Source organism: Arthrobacter sp. CJ23 (assembly GCF_024741795.1).
Lineage (GTDB): Bacteria > Actinomycetota > Actinomycetes > Actinomycetales > Micrococcaceae > Arthrobacter.
Genome location: NZ_CP102950.1, coordinates 600,340 through 624,559, shown reverse-complemented (window position 1 = coordinate 624,559; position 24,220 = coordinate 600,340). Strand labels below are relative to the sequence as shown.

25 protein-coding genes are annotated in these 24,220 nt (G+C 64.6%); 7 read left to right on the top strand and 18 right to left on the bottom strand.

Annotated features, from left to right (window positions below):
• The first annotated feature begins 108 nt into the window (after positions 1 to 108).
• Entirely contained in the window at positions 109 to 1,650 is a 1,542-nt protein-coding gene (locus NVV90_RS02815; RefSeq protein WP_258439681.1) for a biotin carboxylase, read from the top strand.
• Positions 1,651 to 1,727: 77 nt separating this feature from the next.
• The gene (locus NVV90_RS02810) at positions 1,728 to 2,891 is read left to right on the top strand and encodes a serine hydrolase (RefSeq protein WP_258439680.1); all 1,164 of its coding nucleotides are present in this window, start codon (positions 1,728 to 1,730) and stop codon (positions 2,889 to 2,891) included.
• Positions 2,892 to 2,981: 90 nt separating this feature from the next.
• On the opposite strand, the gene NVV90_RS02805 is transcribed toward NVV90_RS02810, so the two are convergent.
• From NVV90_RS02805 to lysA, 4 genes are all read right to left on the bottom strand, one after another.
• Entirely contained in the window at positions 2,982 to 3,737 is a 756-nt protein-coding gene (locus NVV90_RS02805; RefSeq protein WP_258441048.1) for an amino acid ABC transporter ATP-binding protein, read from the bottom strand.
• A gap of 59 nt (positions 3,738 to 3,796) precedes the next feature.
• Positions 3,797 to 4,792: an amino acid ABC transporter permease gene (locus tag NVV90_RS02800; protein ID WP_258439679.1), complete on the bottom strand. Its 996-nt coding sequence runs from the start codon at positions 4,790 to 4,792 to the stop codon at positions 3,797 to 3,799.
• 6 nt (positions 4,793 to 4,798) lie between these two features.
• Complete coding sequence (locus NVV90_RS02795) at positions 4,799 to 5,740, bottom strand: ABC transporter substrate-binding protein (protein ID WP_258439678.1); 942 nt, start codon at positions 5,738 to 5,740, stop codon at positions 4,799 to 4,801.
• 70 nt (positions 5,741 to 5,810) lie between these two features.
• Entirely contained in the window at positions 5,811 to 7,121 is a 1,311-nt protein-coding gene (gene lysA, locus NVV90_RS02790; protein WP_258439677.1) for a diaminopimelate decarboxylase, read from the bottom strand.
• 115 nt (positions 7,122 to 7,236) lie between these two features.
• On the opposite strand from lysA, the gene NVV90_RS02785 reads away from it, so the two are divergent.
• Together NVV90_RS02785 and NVV90_RS02780 are read left to right on the top strand one after the other, a co-directional pair.
• Positions 7,237 to 8,112: a hypothetical protein gene (locus NVV90_RS02785; protein ID WP_258439676.1), complete on the top strand. Its 876-nt coding sequence runs from the start codon at positions 7,237 to 7,239 to the stop codon at positions 8,110 to 8,112.
• 153 nt (positions 8,113 to 8,265) lie between these two features.
• A complete protein-coding gene (locus NVV90_RS02780) occupies positions 8,266 to 8,877 on the top strand; it encodes a CdaR family transcriptional regulator (protein ID WP_258439675.1) in 612 nt (203 codons plus the stop codon).
• 46 nt (positions 8,878 to 8,923) lie between these two features.
• On the opposite strand, the gene NVV90_RS02775 is transcribed toward NVV90_RS02780, so the two are convergent.
• From NVV90_RS02775 to NVV90_RS02745, 7 genes are all read right to left on the bottom strand, one after another.
• The gene (locus NVV90_RS02775) at positions 8,924 to 9,664 is read right to left on the bottom strand and encodes a winged helix-turn-helix domain-containing protein (protein WP_258439674.1); all 741 of its coding nucleotides are present in this window, start codon (positions 9,662 to 9,664) and stop codon (positions 8,924 to 8,926) included.
• Between the two features lie 491 nt (positions 9,665 to 10,155).
• On the bottom strand, positions 10,156 to 10,713 hold the full coding sequence (locus NVV90_RS02770; protein WP_258439673.1) for an ATP-binding cassette domain-containing protein: 558 nt from the start codon (positions 10,711 to 10,713) through the stop codon (positions 10,156 to 10,158).
• Between the two features lie 29 nt (positions 10,714 to 10,742).
• The gene (locus NVV90_RS02765) at positions 10,743 to 12,062 is read right to left on the bottom strand and encodes a hypothetical protein (RefSeq protein ID WP_258439671.1); all 1,320 of its coding nucleotides are present in this window, start codon (positions 12,060 to 12,062) and stop codon (positions 10,743 to 10,745) included.
• A 163-nt stretch (positions 12,063 to 12,225) separates the two neighbouring features.
• On the bottom strand, positions 12,226 to 12,633 hold the full coding sequence (locus NVV90_RS02760) for a hypothetical protein (RefSeq protein ID WP_258439669.1): 408 nt from the start codon (positions 12,631 to 12,633) through the stop codon (positions 12,226 to 12,228).
• 43 nt (positions 12,634 to 12,676) lie between these two features.
• A complete protein-coding gene (locus tag NVV90_RS02755; protein ID WP_258439668.1) occupies positions 12,677 to 13,282 on the bottom strand; it encodes a hypothetical protein in 606 nt (201 codons plus the stop codon).
• 25 nt (positions 13,283 to 13,307) lie between these two features.
• Positions 13,308 to 13,796, bottom strand: a complete 489-nt coding sequence (locus NVV90_RS02750) for a hypothetical protein (protein WP_258439666.1) — start codon at positions 13,794 to 13,796, stop codon at positions 13,308 to 13,310.
• A gap of 73 nt (positions 13,797 to 13,869) precedes the next feature.
• Positions 13,870 to 14,205 carry an uberolysin/carnocyclin family circular bacteriocin gene (locus tag NVV90_RS02745; protein ID WP_258439665.1) on the bottom strand — a complete coding sequence of 112 codons (336 nt, stop codon included), beginning with the start codon at positions 14,203 to 14,205 and terminating at the stop codon, positions 13,870 to 13,872.
• A 295-nt stretch (positions 14,206 to 14,500) separates the two neighbouring features.
• On the opposite strand from NVV90_RS02745, the gene NVV90_RS02740 reads away from it, so the two are divergent.
• Positions 14,501 to 15,154 carry a TetR/AcrR family transcriptional regulator gene (locus NVV90_RS02740; protein WP_258439664.1) on the top strand — a complete coding sequence of 218 codons (654 nt, stop codon included), beginning with the start codon at positions 14,501 to 14,503 and terminating at the stop codon, positions 15,152 to 15,154.
• Between the two features lie 70 nt (positions 15,155 to 15,224).
• Here the strand turns inward: NVV90_RS02740 and NVV90_RS02735 are convergent, their stop codons facing one another.
• From NVV90_RS02735 to NVV90_RS02725, 3 genes are all read right to left on the bottom strand, one after another.
• Positions 15,225 to 15,527 (bottom strand): DUF4193 domain-containing protein, encoded by a 303-nt coding sequence (locus tag NVV90_RS02735; protein ID WP_258441047.1) that lies wholly within the window; start codon positions 15,525 to 15,527, stop codon positions 15,225 to 15,227.
• Between the two features lie 135 nt (positions 15,528 to 15,662).
• Positions 15,663 to 16,310, bottom strand: a complete 648-nt coding sequence (locus NVV90_RS02730) for a LytR C-terminal domain-containing protein (protein ID WP_258441046.1) — start codon at positions 16,308 to 16,310, stop codon at positions 15,663 to 15,665.
• 172 nt (positions 16,311 to 16,482) lie between these two features.
• On the bottom strand, positions 16,483 to 16,782 hold the full coding sequence (locus NVV90_RS02725) for a type II toxin-antitoxin system VapB family antitoxin (protein WP_207617061.1): 300 nt from the start codon (positions 16,780 to 16,782) through the stop codon (positions 16,483 to 16,485).
• Between the two features lie 134 nt (positions 16,783 to 16,916).
• On the opposite strand from NVV90_RS02725, the gene NVV90_RS02720 reads away from it, so the two are divergent.
• Together NVV90_RS02720 and NVV90_RS02715 are read left to right on the top strand one after the other, a co-directional pair.
• Positions 16,917 to 17,837 carry a hypothetical protein gene (locus tag NVV90_RS02720; RefSeq protein WP_258439663.1) on the top strand — a complete coding sequence of 307 codons (921 nt, stop codon included), beginning with the start codon at positions 16,917 to 16,919 and terminating at the stop codon, positions 17,835 to 17,837.
• A 57-nt stretch (positions 17,838 to 17,894) separates the two neighbouring features.
• Complete coding sequence (locus tag NVV90_RS02715; protein WP_396125383.1) at positions 17,895 to 19,460, top strand: stealth family protein; 1,566 nt, start codon at positions 17,895 to 17,897, stop codon at positions 19,458 to 19,460.
• Between the two features lie 19 nt (positions 19,461 to 19,479).
• Here the strand turns inward: NVV90_RS02715 and NVV90_RS02710 are convergent, their stop codons facing one another.
• The 4 genes from NVV90_RS02710 to NVV90_RS02695 all read right to left on the bottom strand — a co-directional run bounded on the left by NVV90_RS02710 (position 19,480) and on the right by NVV90_RS02695 (position 24,082).
• Positions 19,480 to 20,412, bottom strand: coding sequence for a phosphodiesterase (locus NVV90_RS02710; RefSeq protein WP_258439661.1), 933 nt, complete (start codon positions 20,410 to 20,412; stop codon positions 19,480 to 19,482).
• A 164-nt stretch (positions 20,413 to 20,576) separates the two neighbouring features.
• Positions 20,577 to 21,620 (bottom strand): PDR/VanB family oxidoreductase, encoded by a 1,044-nt coding sequence (locus tag NVV90_RS02705; protein ID WP_258439660.1) that lies wholly within the window; start codon positions 21,618 to 21,620, stop codon positions 20,577 to 20,579.
• The gene (gene hutH / locus NVV90_RS02700; RefSeq protein WP_258439659.1) at positions 21,601 to 23,313 is read right to left on the bottom strand and encodes a histidine ammonia-lyase; all 1,713 of its coding nucleotides are present in this window, start codon (positions 23,311 to 23,313) and stop codon (positions 21,601 to 21,603) included. Before hutH ends, NVV90_RS02705 begins: the two co-directional genes overlap by 20 nt.
• Complete coding sequence (locus NVV90_RS02695) at positions 23,291 to 24,082, bottom strand: IclR family transcriptional regulator (protein WP_258439658.1); 792 nt, start codon at positions 24,080 to 24,082, stop codon at positions 23,291 to 23,293. Before NVV90_RS02695 ends, hutH begins: the two co-directional genes overlap by 23 nt.
• Positions 24,083 to 24,220 lie beyond the last annotated feature (138 nt).

Genomic DNA, 24,220 nt, shown 5'->3' with positions numbered 1-24,220 from the left:
CGGAGGTATAGCACCATGGTCCAGAATCGCCGCACGCCCACAGGCAAGCCCGCTGGGAACGGCCCGAAGCCGGCAAAGCCGAACCCCAAAACTCCCGTACTATCGCCGGTGGCATCGGAAGATGTTCCTGAGGTCAGTGTCGGCACCGATGCGGCGTTCGCTGATGCGCTGCCGAGGCCCGCCGGTGGGGGTGGTTTGCGGAACATTTCCGAGATACGGCACTTCTTCCGCACCAATGATGTTCCGGTGTTCTTCATCGGCGCCACACCGTTCAACCTGCTCGGCCTGGACAGGTGGGTGAGGAATTTCTCCTACGTCACGTACTACGACGCTTGGGACGGGGCGCACCCCAAGGTGTTCTCTCCGGCATACAAGCCTTACCAGGAGTTTGAAGATGGAGAGGCCATCAACAACTGGCTGCTCAACAACGCCGAGGTACGGGCTCACATGGCTCGTGGCCTCCACCCCGGCGTCCGTCCGAAAGTTGCGATGGTCTTCTTCAACGAGGAAACCGAAGCCATTTGCGCCGAGCTCGGCTATGACCTGATCCTTCCACCGGCCAGCCTTCGGGAGCGCCTCGATTCAAAAATCGTCACCACACAGATCGGCAACGAAGCGGGCGCCCCAAGCGTACCCAACGTCCTGACCACGGCCGACGACTGGGACGAACTGTTGGACGCTGCCAAGGCCGCTGGCCTGGGCGAAGACCTTGTGGTGCAGACACCCTACGGGGACTCGGGAAAGACGACCTTCTTTATCACTTCCGAATCCGACTGGGACAAGCACAAAGACGACATAGTGGGCCAAGACCTGAAGGTCATGCGCCGGATCAACAACCTTCCTGTCGCCGTCGAGGCAGTCATCACACGCTGCGGCACCATCGTCGGACCGTTCCTGACCGAACTAACCGGATACTCCGAGCTCACCCCATACAGGGGCGGCTGGTGCGGCAATGAAATGCACCCCGAAGTGTTGAGCGCGGCACAGCGCGGGAAGGCCACCGAATTGGTACGTCGTCTGGGCGATCGGCTCGGCCAGGAAGGCTACCGTGGCTTTTTCGAAGTCGACGTACTCATCGACACCGACGAAAACGAGGTGTACCTAGGGGAACTGAACCCGCGGATCAGCGGCGCCTCCGCGATCACCAACGTCACAGCCGGCGCCTACGCCGATGTTCCGCTCTTCCTCTTCCACCTGCTCGAATACATGGACGTCGAGTACGAACTGGATGTGGATGAAATCAACCAGCGCTGGGAGAACCTGGCTGGCGGCGACGTCTGGAGCCAGATGATCATCAAGGAAACCTCCCCCGTGGTCGAACAACTCGTGGAAACCCCCCACACTGGCCAGTACTACCTCGATGCAACCGGCGCCCTTGTGTTCCGACGTGCTGCGCTTGACTGGCACCAGCTGCAAAACGACACTGAAGCCTTCTTCCTGCGCATCTACGGGCCCGGAGACTACCGCTGGAAGGGCGCCGACCTGGGCGTTCTGGTCACCAAGGGTCGCCTGCAGCGTGACGTCGTCGGGAAGACAGTCCTGTCCATCCGCGCCCGCCACCTCATCGATTCGATCCGCGCCGGCTACCTCGGTGTTCCGCTGACAAACGCAGAGGATCCGAAACAAGCGCAAGGGGTGAAGTCCCAGTGATAAGTTCTGCTGAGGACGTGGCAATCAGATCAGGAGAGAGCCTATCCAGCAACGCTGGTGGTGGTTTTCCGGAAGGTATGGACCTGCAAAACTGGCAATCCTCCCAGCACTTGCGCTGGAGTTTCCAACACATCGCCGAGTTCCTGCCCACGGCGGCCATCTCCCGGGGAACCGGACCGGTCGCGGCGCTGGAGCCGGAACCCGCGGACCTTGACAGCATTCCGATCATTCTTGTGGCAGGTGGAACCGCGGCGACCCTCCGGCAGGTGATCGATGCCACCGACACCGATGGCTGGGCCGTCATGCACCGGGGAAAGCTGGTAGTGGAGGAATACTTCGGCGAGATGACAGCTGTCTCATCGCACTTGCTGATGTCGGTGAGCAAATCCCTCGTTGGGGCCGTTGCCGGTGCCCTTTCCGACGCTGGTCTTATCGACGTCGACGCACCCATAACCACATACGTTCCCGCGCTCCTCGGCTCCGGGTACGCCGGCGCCACCGTCCGGCACTTGCTGGACATGCGCTCCGGTATCGCATTCTCAGAGAACTACCTGGACCCCTTCGCCGAGGTGCGGCGCCTGGAGGAAGCCATCGGTTGGGCACCCCGGATCGATCCCGGGCTACCCTCCACCATGTACGGGTACCTGCAGACCCTGCAACAGAAGACCTTCCACGGCGGAGCCTTCGAATACCGGTCCTGCGAAACCGACGTGCTGGGTTGGGTCTGTGAAGCAGCCGGCGGCGAACCCATGCCCGCGCTCATGTCCAGGCTCCTGTGGTCCAGGATCGGTGCGGAGTCCGACGCCACCATCGGCACCGACCAGGTCGGCACCGGCATGTTCGACGGCGGGATCAACTCCTGTCTTCGGGACCTGCTCCGTTTTGGGGCGCTGTTCCTCAACGGCGGTCTGTCCCTTACCGGTGAGCAAGTGCTTTCACCGACTTGGGTTACTGAGACACTGCAGGGCGACACCGATACCCGGGAAGCATTCCTGTACAGCCCTGGCGATAACAGGATGCCGGGCGGAATGTACCGGAACCAACTCTGGTTCCCATACCCCGGCAACGATGTGCTGCTGTGTCTAGGCATCCACGGTCAAATGATCTACATCAACCGGCCGGCCGGCCTCGTAGCCGCAAAACTCTCCAGCTGGCCGCTGCCCCAGGACGCAGCGAAGCTCTTCTCCACCATCGGCGCGTTCGACGCGATCGCTGCGGCCTTGGCCGGCTCAGCGGGGTAGCCGGAAGCCGCGGGCCACAAGGCAGGGCCACCCGGTCACGTTGACTGGGTGGCCCTGCCTCGTTGGTTTGCGGCCGTAGGGCTTGCGGCCCTAGACGAGCACGCTCTCGATGAACGCCTTGGTCCGGTGATTCTGCGGCGCCGAGATGACCTGTTCGGGGTGTCCGCGCTCCACCACTACGCCGCCGTCCATGAACACCACCTGGTCAGCGGCGCTGCGGGCGAAGCCGATCTCGTGCGTCACCACAATCATGGTCATGCCTTGGGCGGCCAAGGACCGCATGACGTCCAGAACGTCGCCCACCAGTTCGGGGTCCAGGGCCGAGGTGGGCTCGTCGAAGAGCATCAGCTTGGGGTCCATGGCCAGGGCACGGGCGATGGCCACGCGCTGCTGCTGCCCGCCGGAGAGCTGCGCCGGGTAGTGGTTCGCCCAATCGGCCAGCCCTACCCTGTCAAGCAGTTCCATGGCTCGCCGGACTGCGTCCTGCCTGGCCTGGCCCTTGACCCCGATGGGGGCCTCGGTGATGTTCTCCAGGGCAGTCTTGTGCGGGAAGAGATTGAACTTCTGGAACACCATGCCAACGTTGCGGCGCTGCCGGGCGATTTCGCGCGGGGTCATTTCGTAAATCCTGGCCCCGTGCTGGCGGTACCCGATGAGGTCCTCGTCCACGTAGATGCGTCCGCCGTCGATGCTTTCCAGGTGGTTAACGCAGCGCAGCAGCGTGGACTTGCCGGAGCCGGACGGGCCCAGCAGGCACGTGACCTCGCCGGCGTTGACATTCAGCGTGATGTCCTTGAGGACCTCGTGGCTGCCGAAGCTCTTGCGCACATTCTGGATTCTCACCAGCGGCTTCGTTGCCGCCTCCGGTGAGAGTGCGGCCTGCGCGTCTGCGGATGGGGTTGTTGTCACGGAACATTCACCTCCGTGGTCCCGACGGGGACCGGTGTGGGTTGGGACGTGCGGTCGGCAAGGAATCTCCGGACGCGCTGCAGCGGCGTGGGGGGCAGCGTTCTGCTGGCTCCGCGGCCGAAGCGGCGCTCCAAGTAGTACTGCGGGATGGACAGCAGGCTCGTCATGAACAGGTACCAGATACTCACCACCACCAGCAGTTCGACCTGCCGGAGGTTCTGCGAGGAAATGAGCGACGCCTGAGTGTAGAGCTCAAGGACTGCGATCACCGAGAGCAGCGAGGTGTTCTTCAGCATGGAGATGAGCTCGTTGCCCATCGGGGGAATAATGACCCGCATGGCCTGCGGCAGCAGGATCCGGTTGAACGTGAACAGCGGGGACATCCCCAGTGAGTAGGCGGCCTCGCGCTGGCCTTCATCCACGGAGAGCATTCCGGCCCGCACGATCTCCGAGGAATACGCGGCCTCGTTGAAGGTCAAGGCCAGGAATCCGGCCACGAAGGCCGTGATGATCGCGTTCGTGTCCACGGACCAGAACACGATGTCCGTGAGCGGGATGCCCACCGAGAGCCGGCTGTAGAGCAGGCCGAGGTAGCCCCACAGCACGATCTGCACCAGCAGCGGGGTGCCGCGGAACAGCCACACGTACAGCCACGACAGCGTGGACAGGACGGGGTTGGTGGACAGGCGCATCGCCGCGATGACGATGGCCAGGAGCGTGGAGACCAGCATCGACAGGACGGTCAGGAGCAGGGTGAGGCCCACACCGGCGAGGATGTGGGTGTCAAGCAGGTAGCGCCCGATCACCGGGTATTCGATGTTCTTGTTCGTCACCAGGGATTCGATGAACAGTGCGACGACGAACAGCAGGACCACTGCGCTGACCACCCGCCAGGGGCGGCGCAGCGGAACGGCCTTGATGTCGCCGGCGGGCCCCTCCGGCCCGGAAACATGGGCGTGGGGAGCGACGGACTGTTGGGTGGGGAGGCTCATTGCCGGCTACTTTCCCTGGTTGACCGCGGCCGAAGCCACGCCGTACGGGGTGAGGGAGTAACGGTCCAGGATCTTCTTGTAGGTGCCATCGTCAATGAGCGCCTGGAAGGCCGAGCGCAGGGCCTCGGTGAACTGGGGATCTGTATTGAGGTTTCCCATTCCGCTGAAGACCGGCAGGTAGCCCGAAGGGAATTCCGGGTCCCGGACAAGCTCGAACGCCTTGCCATCGCCGGCGGTCTTCACCACGAATTCAGCGACTGGCGCGTCCACCACATAGGCCTGGCTCTTCCCGGCCCGCAGCGCGGTCTGGGCATCCAGGTCGCTTGGCAGTTCCAGGACCGAGACGCCGCTCTGGCCTTTGGCCTTGCACTTTCCTTCGAGGTCCCGCAGGAGATCGCCCTGGACCGTGGCCTTCTGGACCGAAACGGTCTTGCCACAGAGGTCCAGCAGGTTCTGCACCTTTTCCGGGTTGCCGTTCTTCACCACGATGATGAATCCGCCGTGCGTGTAGTCCACGAAGTTGAGTGTCTTCTGCCGCTCCGGAGTGTCATTCATCGCGCTAAGAATGACGTCGAACTTCTTGGAGAGCAGGGACGGGATGATGGTGGAGAAGGCCTGCTGGTTGAAGGACACGGGAATGTCGAGCTTCTGCCCCAGCGCCTGGGAGAGGTCGTAGTCGAATCCCGTTGCCCTGCTGTCAGTGTCATACATCGTGTACGGCGGGTAGGGGATGTTGCCTGCGGCCTTGATCTCGCCCTTGGCGCGGATGCTCTCCGGGAGCAGTGCCGCCACTGCGGCGTCCTTGCTCGTCTGGATCGGCGGGTTGGGCGCGACGGCGGACGGGTCACTTGGTTTTGCGGCGTCAGCCGAGGTGTCGTTGGAACAGGCGGAAACGAAAAGCAGGCTGGCAGCGGCCACGATGGACAGGGCTGCGGATAGCTTCTTCATGGTGTTCTCCTCATGATGGGGATGCACGGCACGGAGGGCCGTTTGTTGCGTGGGAAATGGGTGTTGACGGTTACCAGGTGATGTTTCCGGCAGGTTCGTGGCAGCGCAGGAGGTCCTCGTAGCTTTCGCGGCGGACCGCGAGCCGGGGCTCGCCGTCGGCAACGAAGACGATGGCTGGTTTGAGGGCGCCGTTGTAGTTGTTGGAGAAGGTGTAGCTGTAGGCACCGGTGGCCGCCAGGGCGATGGTGTCGCCGAGGCGCGGTGCACTGATGAGTGCGTTGTCCACCATGAGGTCGCCCGACTCGCATTGCCGCCCCACAATCTGGGCGCGGGTGTCCCAGGGCTCGTGCAACCGGTTCGCCACAACCGGTTCGTAGCGTTGACCGGTGAGCGCCACATTGATGAGGTCCGCCAGTCCGCCGTTGACAGCCACGAAGGTCTTGGCCGTTTCCTTGATGGTGCTGACCTGGTAGAGCGTGATCCCGGCCCGGGCCACCACGGACCGTCCGGGTTCGATCAGGATCTTTGCATCCGCCGGCAGGTATGTGCGGGCTGCTGCGGTGATGGAATCCAAATACTCTTCGACCGTTGGCGGCTGGTCACCAAAGGTGTATTTGACGCCCAGCCCGCCTCCGACGTCGTACACGGGGAACTGCCCGATCGATGAGACTGCGGCCACCGCCTCGCCGAACGGACGGGCGTCGAGGATCTGCGAGCCGATGTGCACGTGCACGCCGTCGAACTGCAGCAAGGGATGCTGTGTGATGCGGCCGATGGCTTCAGCCGCCTGCTCCAGGGGCAGGCCGAACTTCGATTCCTTGCCTCCGGTGAAAATGGAGGCGTGCGTGTCCGCCTGGACCTCGGGGATCACCCGGAGCAGCACGGACTGCGGTGCGGTGACCATCTGCTCGAGCCGGTCGATGTCGTCGAAATTGTCGATGATGATGGTGCCGACACCCACGCGCAGTGCGAGTTCGAGGTCTTCCCGGCTCTTGGCGTTGCCGTGGAGGAAGATGCGGCCCGGATCCACCCCGGCCGCGAGGGCGAGGCGGATCTCGCCCGCACCGGCCACGTCCAGGCACAGCCCTTCGGCCGCGGCGATCGCATACATGGCCACGGCCGGCAGCGACTTCGAGGCGAACAGGACCTCCGAGTTAGGCCAACGCGAGGCCAGCCCGTCCACGAAGCGACGCATCTGGCGCCGCAGGCCTGTCTCGTCAATGACATGGAGCGGGGTTCCAAACGTCTTGGCCAGCTCCACCGCCGAACAGCCCCCAATGGTCAGTTCGCCCTGTTCGTTGGAGCCAGCTTCCTCGGGCAGGATCTGCCAGAGATCGTCAAGGCAGGGTGCGGTTCCTGGGGCAACCAGGGTCTGGGTCATGTGGGCTCCTCGGGGATGAATCAGGTGGGCGGATACGGGCGTCCGAACCGCATCTGAATCAAGGCTAGTGAGACATCCGTCACAATGATTTATGGAAAGTGCGTAAGATCGAGGCATGGAATTGGGAGAATTCGCAAAAGACGGCAATCCTCAGCCCCAGGAGAGCCAGCTGCTGCTTTCGGAGTTGCTGGAGCAGCTGGGGTCATCCGTCACGGTGCTCTCCCCCGGCCCTTCCTCCTCGCCCGTGGTGGGCAACACGGAATTCGCGGAAGTCACGGACGAGCTCCCGGACATCCCGGGGACGTTCCTGTTCATGATGTCGAGCAACGCCCTGTCCAGGGACGACATCGAGCGCCTCGTGGAGCAGGCGGTCCGCCGCAGCTACAGCGCCATCGCCCTGAAATGCCGGCCTGGACGGCGGGCGGAAATCTCTGCCATTGCGGCCAATGCGGGCATGGCGGTCATCGACGTGGCGGACCACGTGACGTGGCGGTACATGGACGCTTTCGTCTCCAGCATCCTGGGGGAAAGCAACATGTCCGGCGGGGCCTCACGGCAGGCGTCACTGGAGCCGCTATTTGCCCTGGCAAACAGCCTGGCCGAGGTCTTTGGCGGCTCCGTCTCCATCGAAGGAATGGGGCGCCAGATCCTGGCCTACTCCTCGGTCCCGGGCCAGCTCATCGACAATCTGCGCACGCGCGGCATCCTCAGCCGTCGGGTCCCGTTAACCGCCTTCAACGACGTCCAGTACCGTGAGGTCCTCACGGCCAAAGGGCCGCTGAGGTTTCCGGAGTTCGGGGAAGACTACGCCCGGATGGCAATCGCCGTCCGGGCCGGCTCCGTTCCGCTCGGAACGATCTGGGCCATCGACGGCAGGGCCGGCGATGACTCGCTTCCCGGTGAAGCCGAAAAGCAGGCGGCGCTGGCCCACGCGGCATGGACCGCCGCCTCGCACATGCTGGAGAACTGGAGGATCCAGGATGCCAACTAGGGGCCACGGGAGGAAGTCCTCCGGAGGCTGATTGCCGGCACCAACCTGACGGGAACAGAACTGGCGGAACTCGGTGTGGCAGACGGAGAACCTGTCATTCTGACGGGATTCTCAGTGCTGGGCAACACCATATCGCCGACCACCCTGACCCAGATGAAGACGACCATCGACCGGCACTATTCGGCGTACCGGCGCGAATCGTGCGCGGTGGTTGTCGAGCGGCGCATCTATGTCCTGATCCACACCGACAAGCAGGAAGAGGCCCGGACCATCGCCGAGCGTGTCCTGCACGTCATCGACCGGGTGGTGGACGGGGAAACGGTGGCCGCCGTCGCTGAGCCGGCGCACCACAGCGGCTCCCTCACCGCCCGCCGGCAGGAACTGGACGCCATCCTGCGCTGCCATGTCCGCGGTTCAGCCCGCCGTGTCTTGGCGCGGGGTGACGTCCAGTCCCAGCTTCTGATCAACAAGGTCCGGGACACCATTGCGGCTGAACCCCTTGTCCTGAACGCCCGGCTGGCGGCGCTCATCGACAAGGAACAGGCCACCGGACGGGGCAACCTCAGCGAGACGCTGCTTTGCTGGTGCCGGAACCTGGGCAACACGCTGCGCACGGCCGGGGAGCTGGGCGTCCACGACAACACGGTGCGGTACCGGATCCAGCGGGCAGCCGAGGCGCTGGATGCCGATCTCGGCGATCCCGACACCATGCTGGCCCTGTGGCTCCAGCTCCGGGCCGCACACGAGGAGCAGCCATCGCGGTGACCGCCAGGCGGGGCCAGACGGCACAGGGCGGGGCCGGCACCCCGCACTAGATCATGTATTCCGGGGCGGTGCACACCGTGAGCTCCGGATCGCCGCGGAACTGGTAGCCGGCTCCGCGCCGGGTCTGGATGGTCCTGGCAAGCCGTCCGAGCTTGCTCCGAAGCCGCCGGACGTGGATATCGATGGCGCGCTCGTTGGGCAGTTCGGCGGCATGCCCCCAGATGTGCTGGAGCAGTTCCGCCCGGCCGACGATGCGCGCCCTGTTGTCTATCAGGTAGGTCATCAGCCGGAACTCCTTGATGGTCAAGTGCACCGATTCGCCGTCGAGATAGACCTTCCTGGCCGACACATCAATGAGCACGCCCGACGCGGCAGGCCTCTTGGCACGCCGGGGCTGGATTGCTGGGGGCCGGACTGCTGACGGAAGGGGCACCTTAATGTCCCGCCGGGGCCGGGCCAGGGCCGAGGGGTCACCGAACGCTGCGAAGACGCTCTGGATTGGGCTGCCTTCGCCGCCGGGCGGGCCGAGCGCCACCGCGACGTGGCTGTCGAGCCCGTCCACCAGGGCGTGGCCGTAGTCGCGGATGTCCTTCGCGAGCCCGCACAGGGAGGTGCCTGCCGATTGGGCCACCGCCTCGTCGATCCCCACGAAGAGTGCGAACCCCCGCGCAGAGCGTGCCGCAGGGGTCTTTTCGTCGGGCCGACGCCGGTAGAAGGCTTGATGCTCCTCCTCACCCATGTTGTTGCCTTGGACGGAACTGCTGGGGTATCCCGGTGGAACTGGCATTGAATGTCCTACCTCATGCTGCAAAGCCGACGCCGCGGCCTCGGTCCCGGATCCCGTCCAATGGTGCGTGGGATCCGAACCCATTCGGGTCTGGATTGAATTCCGTGATGCTTTCTGGGATGGGAAAGCACATGGCATTTCGGCCCCAAAGCACCGGTCCGGCGCGGGGTCCGCCGGCCTGCGGCATCCACAACCTGACGCCCGTGATGCTGCTGGGACATGAAGTTTGCGACTCCTGCACGCGAAGTGCAAGCTGGCGCCTCCGGACGGCAGGAAGCCATGGAACAGACGCCGGCGGCTACAGGAGGAACCATCGAAGGAAAGCCCGGGAAATCGTCTGATCACTGGCGAAACGGGCGGTGCGGTCCGGGAGTGCCGGGCGGCGGTTCGCCAAATGACCAGATTCGGCGAATCCTCACCGCCACCCATCCGGCGCAGTGAGGTGCGTCACATTCGTGCGGCCGAACCGTAACCCTGGCCGCAGACTTGCCCTACTCTGCTGGCTGGAAGCGAAACGAGTGGTCCACGGCGAGTTGTTCGGGGACGGTGTGCGACACGAGCACCACGATCTTGCGTGAAGCCCATTCGTGTAGTTCGGAGATCAGCGCATCGGTGCCCTGACTGTCCATCCCGTTGAAGGGCTCGTCGATTGCGATGATAGGGGTGTCCGCCACGGTACACATGAGGATCCAGAGCTTGCGTTGGTTGCCCGTGGACAACGTGGACGCGGGCTGTTCAGCCCAATCCTTGAGACCATAGGCCTCCAATCGGGAGAGTCCCGCGTCGCGCCCAACGCCACGGCTTTGGGCAGCAAATGCCAGATGGTCTTGCACCGTCATTGATGGGTACAGCGCTGGGGACGTCCGGCACACGCTGCGAACCTCGCGGGCCTGCGGACTGCTCGCGTCCAGGCCGCAGAGTCGAACCTTGCCGGACCATGGGTGGAGGAACCCGCTGATGAGTTCGAGCAAGGTTGATTTGCCGCTGCCGTTGCTGCCCGCGACACGGTAGATGCCGGGGCCTGTCATTGCCAGGCTGAGCCCGTCCAAGACGGGGGAGCCCTGCTGGTAGCCGACGGTTACGGACTCGAGTGAGAGCGAAGTTTCAGGAGGTGTGTGCGAAGGCATGCGGTGGCTCCCAGGGTCAGAAGGATGGTGTAGCCGAGCAGCAAGATGGTGCTGCGTGCAGGGCTGAGGACAAGGATGAGCGAGCACGGCGAAACCAGCAGGAGTGTATAGAGGGCATCCATGATGTCTGCTGCCTTCGTGCCGTCGGTGCTGGTGGCAGGCCGCGCCAGGGCTTCGGCGATAATCCCGGCCGCCATGACGATCACTCCGGTCAAAATGATGCCCATGTCCATGATGCCCAAAGCCAGGAATGCGCTGCAGAATACGAAAAGACCGATGGCGCCGCCTATCAGGAAGTAGACGCCGATGAGCCCTGTCACGATGGACCTCGCCGAGTTGCCGTTCTCCCAGGCGAACCGCAACGCATACAGCTTGGCCGTGGGGCCGATTCGGTAAAGCGTCGGCTCTGTTACCCCGAGGCTAAGGACCAAGGTGACGCCGATGAGCGATCGCTGAAGGTCACCGCCGTCGAGACTGCTGTCTAACCGCAGGACACCGCTGGCACCTAGGAGAGAACCTACGACGGCGATCCACGACAAAGCGATAACGCCCACAACGGAACCTTGCCGGCTGTGGAACAGCTCGGACAGCAGAATTGATGCGAGCGTGAGGCGGCGCTTCTTCCGGCTAGTGACCGGAGTCGCGAGGAGTATCTTCCGGTACGCCAATCCCCGCCACAACCGAAGACTGAAAAGACCCGATGCCCCTGTGGCTGCGAGGGACACCGCACATGCCACAGCGGCCGTACTCTCGAAGAGAGCAGAGCCAGCATCCCACGCCCCGGCCGCTCGAACGTGGGAAAGCAGCGGCGCCGTCGCCCCGCCGATCAGGAGACCCACCGTTAGCGCCAGGAGACCGAAAGACCAGCTGAGGGTATTGCGGCGGGCGGCGGACGAGGCGAAGCGCAATACACAATGGAGCGCCGCGGCCGTGGTCACCAAGAGCACGGCTACGGTGGCAACGACGGTGGCCAGATATCGTGGCGAGACCTCGAAGAACACCGTTAGAAACAACGCGGCCGCGAACCACAGCAAGCCGAGTCGCCGGACCAACGGAAGGATTCCATAGCGGAGGACCACCTGATGAATGGGCAACTCCATCGCCCTGAACAGTTCAAGGTGTGGGGTTCCGGTCACAGCGAGTCTCCGGTTGGAAACGATTTCGCCGAGCCCGAGGACTGCGGCTGAATAGACGAGTGCCAGGAAGCCAAGGCTGAGGGCGTCGTCCATATTCCCGCGGAACAAGCCATCCCTGAGGACAGTGAGCGTCATGACGCAAACCAAGGTTCCTACGGCAACCCCGGCTACAGAACCCAACAATGTCAGCGCCTTGAAACCGTCCAGCGAAATGGCCCACCGCAAGGTATTGAGGAGTTCAAACGACCTGAAATTGCGGAGCGTGTGGTAATCGGCCGTGCGGGCTCGCATCAGAGGGCTAAAACTTGCTCTGAGGCGTCTTGCGCTGCACAGAATCCATGTAGGCCAGAACGCTGAGCGTGGCCATGACGAGTCCACACATCACTACGATAAGTGCCGTCGTGTCTTGAAATGGAACAGACAGCAGCGGGCTGAGCGTCATCGCGTTGGCGAACGCAGCGAAGGCAAAGGCGCCGGCTTTCAGCAGCAGCTGCTTCAGAGGGCTCGTGAGGAGAACAGCAACGGGCAACGCGACGCCAAATGCTATGAGCACAACCACCGCGACGGTCCTCAGCGCAGCCGGATCAAGGGCAGTCAGCCCATCAGGAGGGGGGGCAGTGCCAAGGAGCAGGGCAGAAATCGCGGAACAGACCGCGACGATGCAGCCCACGATACGTAGGGCGGATGGGTAGTACCGGGTGAGCATCGAAGAGCGTCCTTGAATCGATTGTGGGTTGGGTTGGATTGGGTTAGCCAAGCGAAACGACGGTGGAGAGGCCGACGGCTGAGAGCACTGTCAGAACTAGGCGGCTAAGGGAGAAGCCCACCCAGTGGCGGCGGAAGAAGAACAGGACAGCCAACGCCACTGCAGGGAAGTAGAGCCAATATCCGGGAAGCTCCCGCGGCTGCACTAGCCCGAACACGACGCTGACCAGGTTCAGTGGGACAGTGGCGAGGACCGCGACAACAAAAAATGCGCCAATCTTCCACCTGCCACCAATGACCGTTTTCCCTGGAATGACGCGCTTGTCCAAGACCCCTGCGAGTGAGAAGAACAGGCACATGATTACTGCGTAGAGCAAGAAAAACAATACGGTGCCCACGGTCATCGAGAGACTCAGCAGGCGATCATCACCGAGCTCGGACCGGACGTCAGCGGGGACCTGCGACGTCAGATTCTGGTTAATCAGAGGAAGACGGAGGGCTACCAGCACCATGACCACCACGTAGGCTGTGATCCATAAAGCCCGGGAAGTCGATGCAGACTCATAGCTAGGAATTTCCGCCTCGATGGGCGGAGCCTCTGGCATTCGAAGGACCGTTTCTGATTCCTTGGCGTTGTCCGGGTTGTTCATACTGTTCGCTGCGTCCGTTCGTGGATCAGGTTTTCAGGTGGATCAAGATGGCCTCGATGGCTGCGCCGCTTGCGATCAGCGCAACAGCAAGCAGCAGCGTTCCGAGAGAGCGGGCAACGTCATCGACGAACGAGGCCACGGTGACGGGTGTGTCGTTCAGTAGCCGGCTGCCGAGTCCAACCACCGGCTGGAAGCCCGCTGTCGCCGCCATCACCAGCCCGAGGAACTCGAACGGTACGTACCAGATGACGTCGTTGACGAGGTTGCTCCCGCCGGTGGAATGCATCCCAAGCGACATCGTGGCACCGATGTACAGGGCAAGGACTCCGCAGCCCACCAACGTGGTCAGTCCGAGCGTGACCACCCCGGAGTAGAGGACCAAGGCTGCGCCCAGATTTCGCACCAGAATCTGGAGGAATTCAGTGCCGTAGAACGGGCTTTCGCCCATGTCCTTGGCATCACTGATCCACGAAACATCGACGGCGGCGTAGCCGAATACGGCAATGGCGACCATGACCAAACCCGTGCTTGGGAACAACCCCTTTGGGATGTTCCCAAGCACGCGTACAGTTCCTGCGAGCATTGATTTAGGCGACAGCTTGCGCGCGGCCAATGCGGAACAGGATGCCTCGTGCCGTGGCGATCAGTGCTCCGGTGATCCCACCGCCGAACAATGCGCCGATGGCAATGAGAGCCCAGCCTCCGACCTCGATGGCCTTGACGATCTGGGATGCCGCGGCCGCCGAGACACCGAGCGAGCCGGCAATCCAGGAAACGGCAAGGCTTGCACCGAACACGCCAGCGATGGCCAGGGCCGCCGCTGTCGCCGCCATGAGCCCCGTACGTTTCGTGATTGTTGAATTCACTTCAACTTCGTTGCCGAGAAGAGTGGCTCCGAAAGACTTCTTCTTTATGGTGTTCATTGATCTGCTTTCTAATCCAGTGATTAAGCAGGTCGAAAGGGCGCCCCCACGACCCGAAACAGAGGCTATCACCATTAATCCATCAATTGTCCTAATGCTTGATTGGAGGAATTATTGTGAAGATGTGACTGGATAAGAATTCAATGAAGTGATAGCGGCGTTGAGTAGGATTTGAACAGTCGCTAGCGATCGAGCCAGCCGTGATGGACGGACCCGAATCTGTGGATGGGCGGGCTCGATGGGTTTGGGACCATGGCGCGCAGGGTTTGCTGACAGATCCCTGTAATGTGTCCGTATGCCTAGGATTACGGCCGCGAACAACGCGGCGCAGCGCGCCGAGACCCAACGACGCATCCTGACGGCATTCGGGGAACTCCTGTTCACGCACGGGCTGCCGGGGCTGACCATGACCGACGTCGCCAGGCATGCCGGCGTGGGGCGCACCGCCGTGTACAACTACTACGCGGACATGGAGCAGCTGCTCATCGCCTATGCCCTGGATGAGACCGAGCGTTTCATCGTGGACCTGCGCGATGCCCTGGAGGCCCTGGAAAACCCCGTGGACAGGCTTGCACTGTACGTCCGGGCCCAGGTGGAGGACCTGAGCCGCCGGCATCTCCCGCCCGGGCCGGCCATGGCGGCGGTACTCTCCCCCGGCTCCTTCGCGAAGCTCGCTGACCACGTGGGCGATCTCAACCTGCTGTTGCAGGACATCCTGCGCGACGGCGTGGCGCAGGGCTATCTGCCGGATATCGACGTCACTCAGCTGGCGCAGCTGATCCACGGAACACTCTCGGCCAGCGCCTCGCGCCGCAACCGCCCCGGCGAGTCGCCGGACGGTGCCCCCGCCGAAGACGTCGAGGCGCTGATCGCGCGGACGGTCCGGTTCATCCAGCTGGGCGCCGGAGCACAGTTCGACGACGACGGCCGCCCGGCGCCGCTGGGCTGAGCACCCCTGGGCTGAGCACCGCTGGGCAAAAATACCGCAGCGCTGAGCGCGCTGCGGCTGGGCAGGCTGTTTAGCCCTCGCACTCCATGCAGTAGGCGTGGCCGTCCTTTTCCTTCGCGATCTGCGAACGGTGGCGGACCAGGAAGCACGAGTAGCAGGTGAACTCGTCTTCCTTCTGCGGGATGACCGCAATGACAAGTTCTTCGGCAACGAATTCGCCACCGGGCGAATCGCTGCCATCGAGGCCGTCAGCCTCATCCAAATCGCGCACAACGCTTCGGGCGTCCGGGGCGTTGGCCGACTGCAGCGCCTGGAGCGAAGTGTTCTGCGATTCCGCGACGTCGGAGCGGAGTTCGTCGTAATCGGTTGCCAATTGGCTCATTCCCTAGGTAGATTGCCTGAAACTCTCGACGTAGCAGAGTACCCCATCAAGCCCCGAATCGGCTGGGGGTCGCCGGAAATCCGAGACACATAACCCCTCCAGACGGCCGGGACACCCCTGCCATCCTTACGGCGTGGGCGCCCCCTTGGGCAGGACAGGCCACTTGGAATCGTCTGCAATCCGCAGATTTTCGCGGGGACAGAGGAGCAAGCCGGGCGTCTGGTCCACCAACTCCGGCTGAACCAAGGCGCCGAAGTCTGGGGTGAGAATCACATCCACTGAAGCGTCTTCGCGGTTGTCCTGGAAGTAGTCCGTGCCGGCCAGGTTCCGCTGGAGGTTGAAGGCACCGGCCTGGCCCTTGACCCCGGAGACAACCATCCCGACGCCGGAATAGCTGGTCCCGCTGTTGTCCACCGCACCGATCTTGTACCCGCGGGCCGCGAACTGCTCCGAGACCTCCCGGGCCAGCCCGCTGCGCGAGGTCGCGTTGAAGACGTTCACGGTCACCTGCTGGTTGGGCAGGTAGTCGAAGGTGGTGGTGGGACAGGCTGAAATCGGGGCCCTGCTGGTGATGGCCGACGGCACCCGGATCACTCCGTTCATGACCGCCCAGGCGCCGATGGCCCCTGCAGCGATGATGCCCAGCAGCAGCACCAGCACGATCCCGTGGAACAGCCTGCGGCGGAACCTGCCCGGGTGGCTCTGCGGATCCTCCACGAACGTCGCCCGCAGCTCGGGGCCGCTCACCACGTGGTGGCCATGCAGCCGGGTCACGTCCTTGGGCCGCCGCCTGCGAGGCTTCTTGGGGCTCCGCGGCGGCATCCGCTGCACAGCCGGATCCGGTTCCCGATCCATGGGCGGCTCCTCCACCCCGCCCGGCCCGGCAGCGCCGGGCACCCTGGCGCCCGGCCCGGACGCGTCAAGGTCCTGCCCTGGGGCAGGCTGCCTAGCCATCTATCACCAGCACGCGTGCGTGGATGGCGGTGCGCTGGTGCAGCGCCGTGCGGACGGCCCGGTGCAGCCCGTCCTCGAGATACAGCACGCCTTTGTACTGGACGACGTGCGGGAACAGGTCGCCGAAAAATGTTGAGTCCTCAGCCAACAATGCCTCCAAATCCAGGGTGCGCTTTGTGGTTACCAGCTCATCGAGACGGACCGGACGGGGTGGCAGCGCCGCCCAGTCCCGGGGCTCGGTGTATCCATGGTCGGGGTACGGGCGTCCCTCGCCCACAGCTTTGAAGATCACTCTGCAAGACTATGGAAGTTGTCCCCGCAAGGGAACTTGTGGGCCGCCGCAAACGCAGCTTGTGGCCAAAAGGTGACTATCGACGTCGGGCGTCACAGCTGTGGCGCGCCCCCGGAGGCTGGGAGAATGGATCCATGACTGCTCCGCTTTCCGAAACTGACCGCACCCAGCTCCCCACGGCCCCCGCTTTGGCACTGCTTCTCGACGTCGACGGCCCCATCGCGAGCCCGGTCACCCGGGACGTCAAGCCGGAAATCATCGCGGACCTCGTGGCGCTGGCCGCGGCGGACATTCCGGTCATCTTCAACACGGGCCGCTCGGATGCCTTCATCCGCGAACAGGTCATGGCGCCGATGATCGCCGCGGGCATGCCGCAGGGCACCACCATCCACGCGATCTGCGAGAAGGGCGCCGTGTGGTTCAGCTACACCGCCGCCGGCCCGGGCCCGGTCCATGTGGACCACGAGCTCGCGGTGCCGAAGGCCTACGGCGACGACGTGCGCCGGCTGGTGGCCGAGGATTACTCCGCGCACATGTTCTTCGACGAAACCAAGCGGGCCATGGTCTCGGTGGAGCAGCACGTGGACGTCCCCAGCGAGGACTACCTCGCCGAGCAGAAACTGTTCGACGCCGATGCGCTGGACATCATGGGCCGCCACGGCCTCTCCGCCGCCATCCTGGACCACCACGCTCCGGGCTCGGATGACACCGCGGACTACCGCCTGGATCCCACCATCATCTCCACCGACATCGAGTCGGTCAGGCTCGGCAAGGACCTCGGGGCGAGCCGCGCCGTCGAGCTTTTGGCCGCGCAGGGCATCATCCCGCAGGCCTGGCGGACGGTGGGTGATTCGCGCACGGACTACGCCATGGCAGACTGGCTCCACCACAACGACCACGATGTCAAGCACGTGGACGTGCGCCCGGCGGACGGTGTGCCGGTCAAGCCCTACACGGTCCTGACGGCGGCGGACCTCAATCTGGGCGACGACGTCATCCACGACGACGCCGGCGGCGCTTTCCTGCGCAGCTGGCGCGAAGCACTCGACATCTAGGCACCACCCGCTCACCCCTATCGGAGAACAGCCATTACCCAAGCATCGCTCGATCCCATTTACCACGGCAGCCCCTCCACCGACGAGGACGTGATCGCGGAAGCCACGTCGCCAGCCGTCGTGGCGCGCCTCAAGCACCGGCCCGACGTCGTCCGGCACCGCGGGCGCTACGCCCTGGTCATCCGGGACCGGACGCCGCAGCAGTCCATGGTGGAGGACCTCCTGATGGTCCGGGCGGCGCTCGACGACGCCGGCGTGGACTTCATCCTGGTTCGTGGCAACGACGAACGGCCGGTCATCGCCGTCGACTGGGAGGCACGCAAGGAAGTGCGTGAAGCGCTGGTGGAGGCCTTCCGCAACGAGCCGTTCTACTCCATGACAGTCGACGCCCGGAAGAAGTCGTCAGTGCTCGTGGCCGACGGCGAACTATCGGCCAACCGCAAGGCGCGGATCTTCCGTTTGTACCGCCCCAGGGTGGAACCCGGCGGCGGCTTGTCCTACGGCCCGGGGCTCGGTGTCCAGTTGGAGCTGTGGCGGTTCGAAGGCGACCATCTGGAACTGCCTGTGGAGAATTCCCTGACCCGCCGCACCCTGCTGCGGCAAGACGCCGTGCGGGGCACCGTGCAGCGGCATGGACTCAGCTGGCCAACCATCGAGAACATGTTCGCGGACCACGCGAGCGACATCGACTTCGACATCGACATCGTGTTCTCGTGGGTGGACGGCAGCGACCCCGCCTACATCGCGGCCCGCCGTTCCCAGCAGGCCGGGGCCGTGCTGGGCGAAGGCGACGCCCATGAGGCACGCTACCGCCAGATCAACGAACTCAAGTACGCACTGCGTTCGGTCCACATGTTTGCCCCCTGGGTCCGTAGGATCTTTATCGTCACCGATTCGCCTGCCCCGGCGTGGCTGGCGGACCACCCTTCAGTGACCATCGTGCGCAGCGAGGAATTCTTCGCCGACCCCTCGGTCCTGCCCACGCACAATTCGCAGGCGGTGGAGTGCCAGCTGCACCACATCGAGGGCCTCTCCGAGCACTTCCTGTATTCCAATGACGACATGTTCTTTGGGCGCCCCGTCAGCCCGGACATGTTCTTCACGCCGGGCGGCATCACCAAGTTCATCGAGGCGGAAACACGCATCGGGCTGGGCGAGAACGACACCGAGCGCAGCGGCTTCGAGAACGCCGCCCGGGTCAACCGCAAACTGCTGTGGGAACGCTTCGGCCGGATCACCACCAGGCACTTGGAACACACGGCCGCTCCCCTGCGCCGGAGCGTCGTGGCCCAAATGGAGGGCGAGTTCCCGGCGGAATTCGCCAAGACCGCCGCCAGCAGATTCCGTGCCGCGGACAACATCTCCGTGACCAACTCGTTCTACCACTACTACGCGCTGCTGACGGGCCGGGCCGTGACGCAGACCAGCGCCAAGGTCAAGTACGTGGACACCACATTGTGGGCGGGACTGCACTACCTGCCAAAGCTCCTGGCCAAACGCCACATGGACTTCTTCTGCCTGAACGATGGCAGCTTCCCCGAGGTGGAAGCAGACGAACGCGCGGAGCTCGTGACCGACTTCATGGAGAAGTACTTCCCGGTGAAGGCGCCCTGGGAGAAGTAGCGCCGGCGGTTTCCCCGGCTCAGCTCCCGGTCAGCTCCGGGCGCTTGGTGGCGGCGCGTTCATGGCTCGGGCGGTGCGGAATCCGGATCCCTGCCTCGGCCAGCCGGCGCCGGGTGCCTTCAGGGCTGACATATTCGCCCACGGTGGGCGATTTGCCCAGCGGCACCACGGAGTGCACGATTGTGTGCTCGTACACGTGGACCAGGTTGAACGCCTGGGCGCCGTCCCGGCCCCGCGTGCCGCCCTGCGGAACGTTGAGGTCCTGGGTGTAGCAGGTGGCCGACGCCACGGATACGGGGATGCCGGCGAACATCGCCGTGGTCGAATAGTGCAGGTGGCCGGCCAGGATGGTGCGCACATCGCTGTTGCGCACGACGGCGGCCAGCGCGGCCTGGCCGCGCAGCTCCACCAGGACAGCGAGGTCCAGCACGCTGGGCACCGGCGGGTGGTGGAGCGCGAGGATGGTGCCGTCCGGTGCCGGCGTGGCCAGTTCAGCGGCGAGCCAGTCCAGCTGGCCCTGGCTGAGTTCGCCGTGGTGGAAGCCGGGAACCGAAGTGTCCAGGGTGATGATGCGCAGCCCGTTGATGAAGTAGCTGTGGTCCACGGGGGCATTGTTGCCGGCCTGGTCGAAGAGCCCGGCGCGGAAGTTGGCGCGGTCATCGTGGTTGCCCATGGCCCAGATCACCTGCGCGCCGAGGGCGCTGCAGGCCGGTTCCACGATCTGCCGGAGCTTGGCGTAGGCGCCCGGTTCGCCCTTATCTGCAAGGTCTCCAGTGAAGATGACAGCCTCCGGCCGGACCTTGGATGCATGCACTTCCGCGAAAAGCTGCCTGAGATGGGCTTCGCTGTCCACCGCTCCGTAGAGGGGGTCCTCACCGTCCAGTAGATGGGAGTCGCTGACGTGCAGGAGGATATGTCCTGGCCGAGGATGCTCGGCCTCGATGAGCTCCATTGCTGCCTTCGGGTCTGTAGGAGACGGCGTCTCCCGTGGGACCCCCAGTACATACAATACAAGCAGAATTTAGGCCGCAATGGGGTGAACTGCACCCGGAAAATTGGATAATTTCGGGTGCGCAGGCAGGGGTGCCGCCGTCAGGGTCCTCGGCTGGGTACCGCCTAGATGTCGAGCACGAGCCTTTCCCCGTGGCAGCGGGAAACGCAAATCATCATTGTTTCGTTCAATGCACGCTCCTCGTCGCCCAGAATGTCATCGCGGTGGTCCGGAATCCCTTCCAGGACCACGGTTTCGCACGTGCCGCAGGTGCCTTTCCGGCAGGAATTCAAGGCCGGAACGCCTGCTCTTTGCAGGGCGTCCAGAATTGTCTCACCGGCCGCCACGTCTATTTCCAGTCCATCCGCAGTTTCCACCACAAAAGGCGAGTCATCCGGGCCCACAGCAGGACCGCCGTCGGGAGCGCCGGCATCGGCGTCCGCAGCGGAAACGTCCGAATCCTCGGCGCCGAAGTCCTCGAACCTCAGGTGCGGCAAGGTGCCCGCGGCGTGGGCCGCACGGAGCTCTGCCAGGAGCCGGGACGGCCCGCAGGCATGTACCGTGGCGTCCGCGGCAACGGCGGCGAGGTAGTCCGCCAACTCCAGGCCGCCGTGCTGGTCCTTGGCATGGACGCGGACCTTCTCGCCGGCAGGATCCAGGGCGGCGAGCTCCTCGAGGAAGGCCATGGAGCGCACGCCGGCGCCCAGGTACAGCAGCCTCCAGGGCTCCCCGGCCGCGTTGGCTTCTCGGATCATCGGCAGCAGCGGGGTGATGCCGATGCCGCCGGCGATGAACACCTTCTCCCCTGCACCAGCCGTGCCTCGGAAGTTGTCCTTCGGTCCGCGGACCTCCACCGTGTCGCCGGCCCGCAGGACCTCATGGACGTAGCTGGAACCGCCGCGGCTGGCCTGCTCGCGCAGCACGGCCACGCGCCAGGCGGTCCGCTCGGCCGGATCCGAGCAGAGCGAGTACTGCCGCAGGATGCCGTTGGCGAACAGGACATCCACGTGCGCCCCGGGCTCCCAGACCGGCAGCGCACCACCGTCGGGGTCGCTCAGCAGCAGGGAGACGACGGCGTCGGCTTCGCGGCGGATGGCGCCCACCGTGAGGCGCGTGAACCCCTTCAGGGGAGCCGCGCGGACGGCCGAATCAGCGGTCTGCAGCGTCATGGCCGCCTCCGCGTATCGCGGCGTTCACGGCGGCCACCACGGAACCGTCATGGACAAGTTCGCCGGCCTTGCGCAGGCGCGGGTACATCACCACGTCCTCCGTGAGGTGGTCGATGGGGCGGCCGTCGGCGGACGCGGTGGAGCGCAGGTAGGCCAGGGCGGCGAGGCTGGCGGCGCCGGGTTTGGTTCCCTGTTCAGCGCCCGCCGGAGCCGGCATCCGCATCCGCAGCTCCAGTGCCTGGGCCGCCATGAGCAGCTCGATGGCCACCACGGATTCGATGTTGGCTACGATCTGGCGGGTGTGCCGCCCGGCGTTGTTGGCCATGGACACGTGGTCCTCCTGGTTGGCGCAGGTGGGGATGGAGTCCACGCTGTCCGGGTGCGCCAGGGTCTTGCAGTCGGAGACCAGGGCGGCGGCGAGGTACTGGGGCAGCATGTAGCCGCAATCCATGCCGATCTGTTCGCTGGCCACCAGCATGTCCGGCAGGCCGCGGTTCAGGGTGCCGTCGTCGAGCCGGAAGAGCCGGCGTTCGGTGATGTTGCCGATTTCGGTGACCACAATCGAGATGAAGTCGGCCGCGAAGGCCACGTATTCGGCGTGGAAGTTGCCGCCGGAGACGGCCTTCAGGGTGCGGCTGGCGGGCAGCGTGGGGAAGATCAGCGGGTTGTCGGTCGCAGCGTTGATCTCGTTGTCGATGATGCCGGCCGCGAACTCCAAGGTGTCCTTGACCGGGCCGAAGACCTGCGGGATGCAGCGCAGCGAATATGCGTCCTGCGGGGGCTGCCGGACGGGGTCGTGGTCCGCGTCGCCGTCCACGAAGCCGCTGCCGGAGAGCAGCTCGCGGAGCCGTGCGGCCACCTCGATCTGGCCGCGCTGGCCGCGGGCCTGGTGGAGCTCGTCGATGAACGCATCGCCGAAGCCCATCAGGGCCTCGATGCTCATGGCCGCGGTGATCTGCGCCGTTTCCAGCAGGTTCTGGGCGTCATACAGGGCCAAGGCGGCCTGGGCGCAGGAGAACGATGTGCCGTTGAGGAGGGCCAGGCCGTCCTTGGCGCCGAGCGGGAGGCGCTCGATGCCCGCGTGGGCCATGGCCGCGAACCCGGAGACCACGGCACCGTCCACGAAGGCCTCGCCGGAATCCAGTTCAACGTCCTCGCCGGTGTGCGAGCGGGACATCACGATGGCCACGTGGGCCAGCGGGATGAGGTCCCCGGAGGCGCCGAGCGAACCGTATTCCGGAATGGCCGGGTAGACGCCGCGGTTGAGCATCTCGGCCAGGGTCTTCACGATGTCCGCCCGCACCCCTGAGTAGCCCTGGGTGAGGCTGACGATGCGGATGAACATGGTGGCCCGGACAACTTCCTCGTCCACGTAGCGGCCCACGCCGGCGGCATTGGAGAGCACCAGGCGGCGCGAAAGCTCGGCGGCATCGGACGGTTCGTCGAAGGCCCTGCGGCCGGCGAGCGAGCCGAAACCGGTGTTGATGCTGTAGATCGGCGCCGTGTCCTTGCCGGCCTTCATGTCATCCATGACGCCCTTGAGCCAGTCCTCGCTGGGCTTCATCCGGGCCAGGGCGGCCTCGTCCACCGCCACGGGCCTGCGGTGCCTGGCCACCTGCACCAGCTCCTCCAACGTTGCCCGGTGGATCCCCAGGACCACCGCGTCTGTCTCAAGCAGAGTGTCGAGCGTCATCGCTTGCCTCCCGTGTTGTTCTTTGGCTGGCGAGGGAACCCAGCGACGCCGCCAGGTTCTCCGCTGCCTCGTTCATGGTTTTCACCGTCGAAGTGAGCCAGGCCCGCGAGCCGCAGCGGCTCTCCGGTCCGGCAACGTTAATGGCACAGACGGCCTCGCCGTCGAAGATCACCGGAACAGCCACCGAGACCGCGCCGGGATCGAGCTCGCCGCGCGAGACCACCCAGCCGTTGGCCCGGATCTGGGACAGCGTGGCCAGGATCTGCTCCGCCGACGGCGAGTTGTCCGTAAAGCGCGGAAGCTCGCCGTCGAGCACTTGACGCACGACGTCGGCGGGCGCCCAGGCGAGCAGCGTCCGCGGGCCTGCTCCCGCGGTCAGGGGCAGGAGCTCGTTGACGGCGAAGGTGTATTTGAAGCCCTTGTCCGGCTCGGCGCGGCGCAGGCACATCGCCTGCGTCCCCACCCGGATGACCATCACCGCGGTCTCCCCCACGGCATCCACAATGCTTTTCAGCACAGCCGTGCCAACTTCAGCGAGGTGGCTCTGCGTGAGGTGCCTGCCGGACAACGCCAGCAGCGCGTGCCCGGGCCGGTAACTCCCGGCATCCTCCTGAACGAAGCCGTGCTCGCGGAGCTGCCGGAAGTAGCGATAGGTGGTGCTGACGGGGATGCCCAGCTTCAGGGCCACGCTCTCCACGGTGGTGTCACCGCCGTCGGCGATTTCGGACAGGATCATGAGACCCCGCTCGAAGGATGTTGTTCCTGCCATGTGCCTGCCCCTTTCTGTGCGTTCCCGGCTGTTGATCGATCGTGCAGGGCGCCGGGCCATTGCGACAAACCCTATTCTCACTGGGTGAGAACTGCGTTTATCGGCTGCCCATTGTGACCGGTACGTTGATGCCAAGAA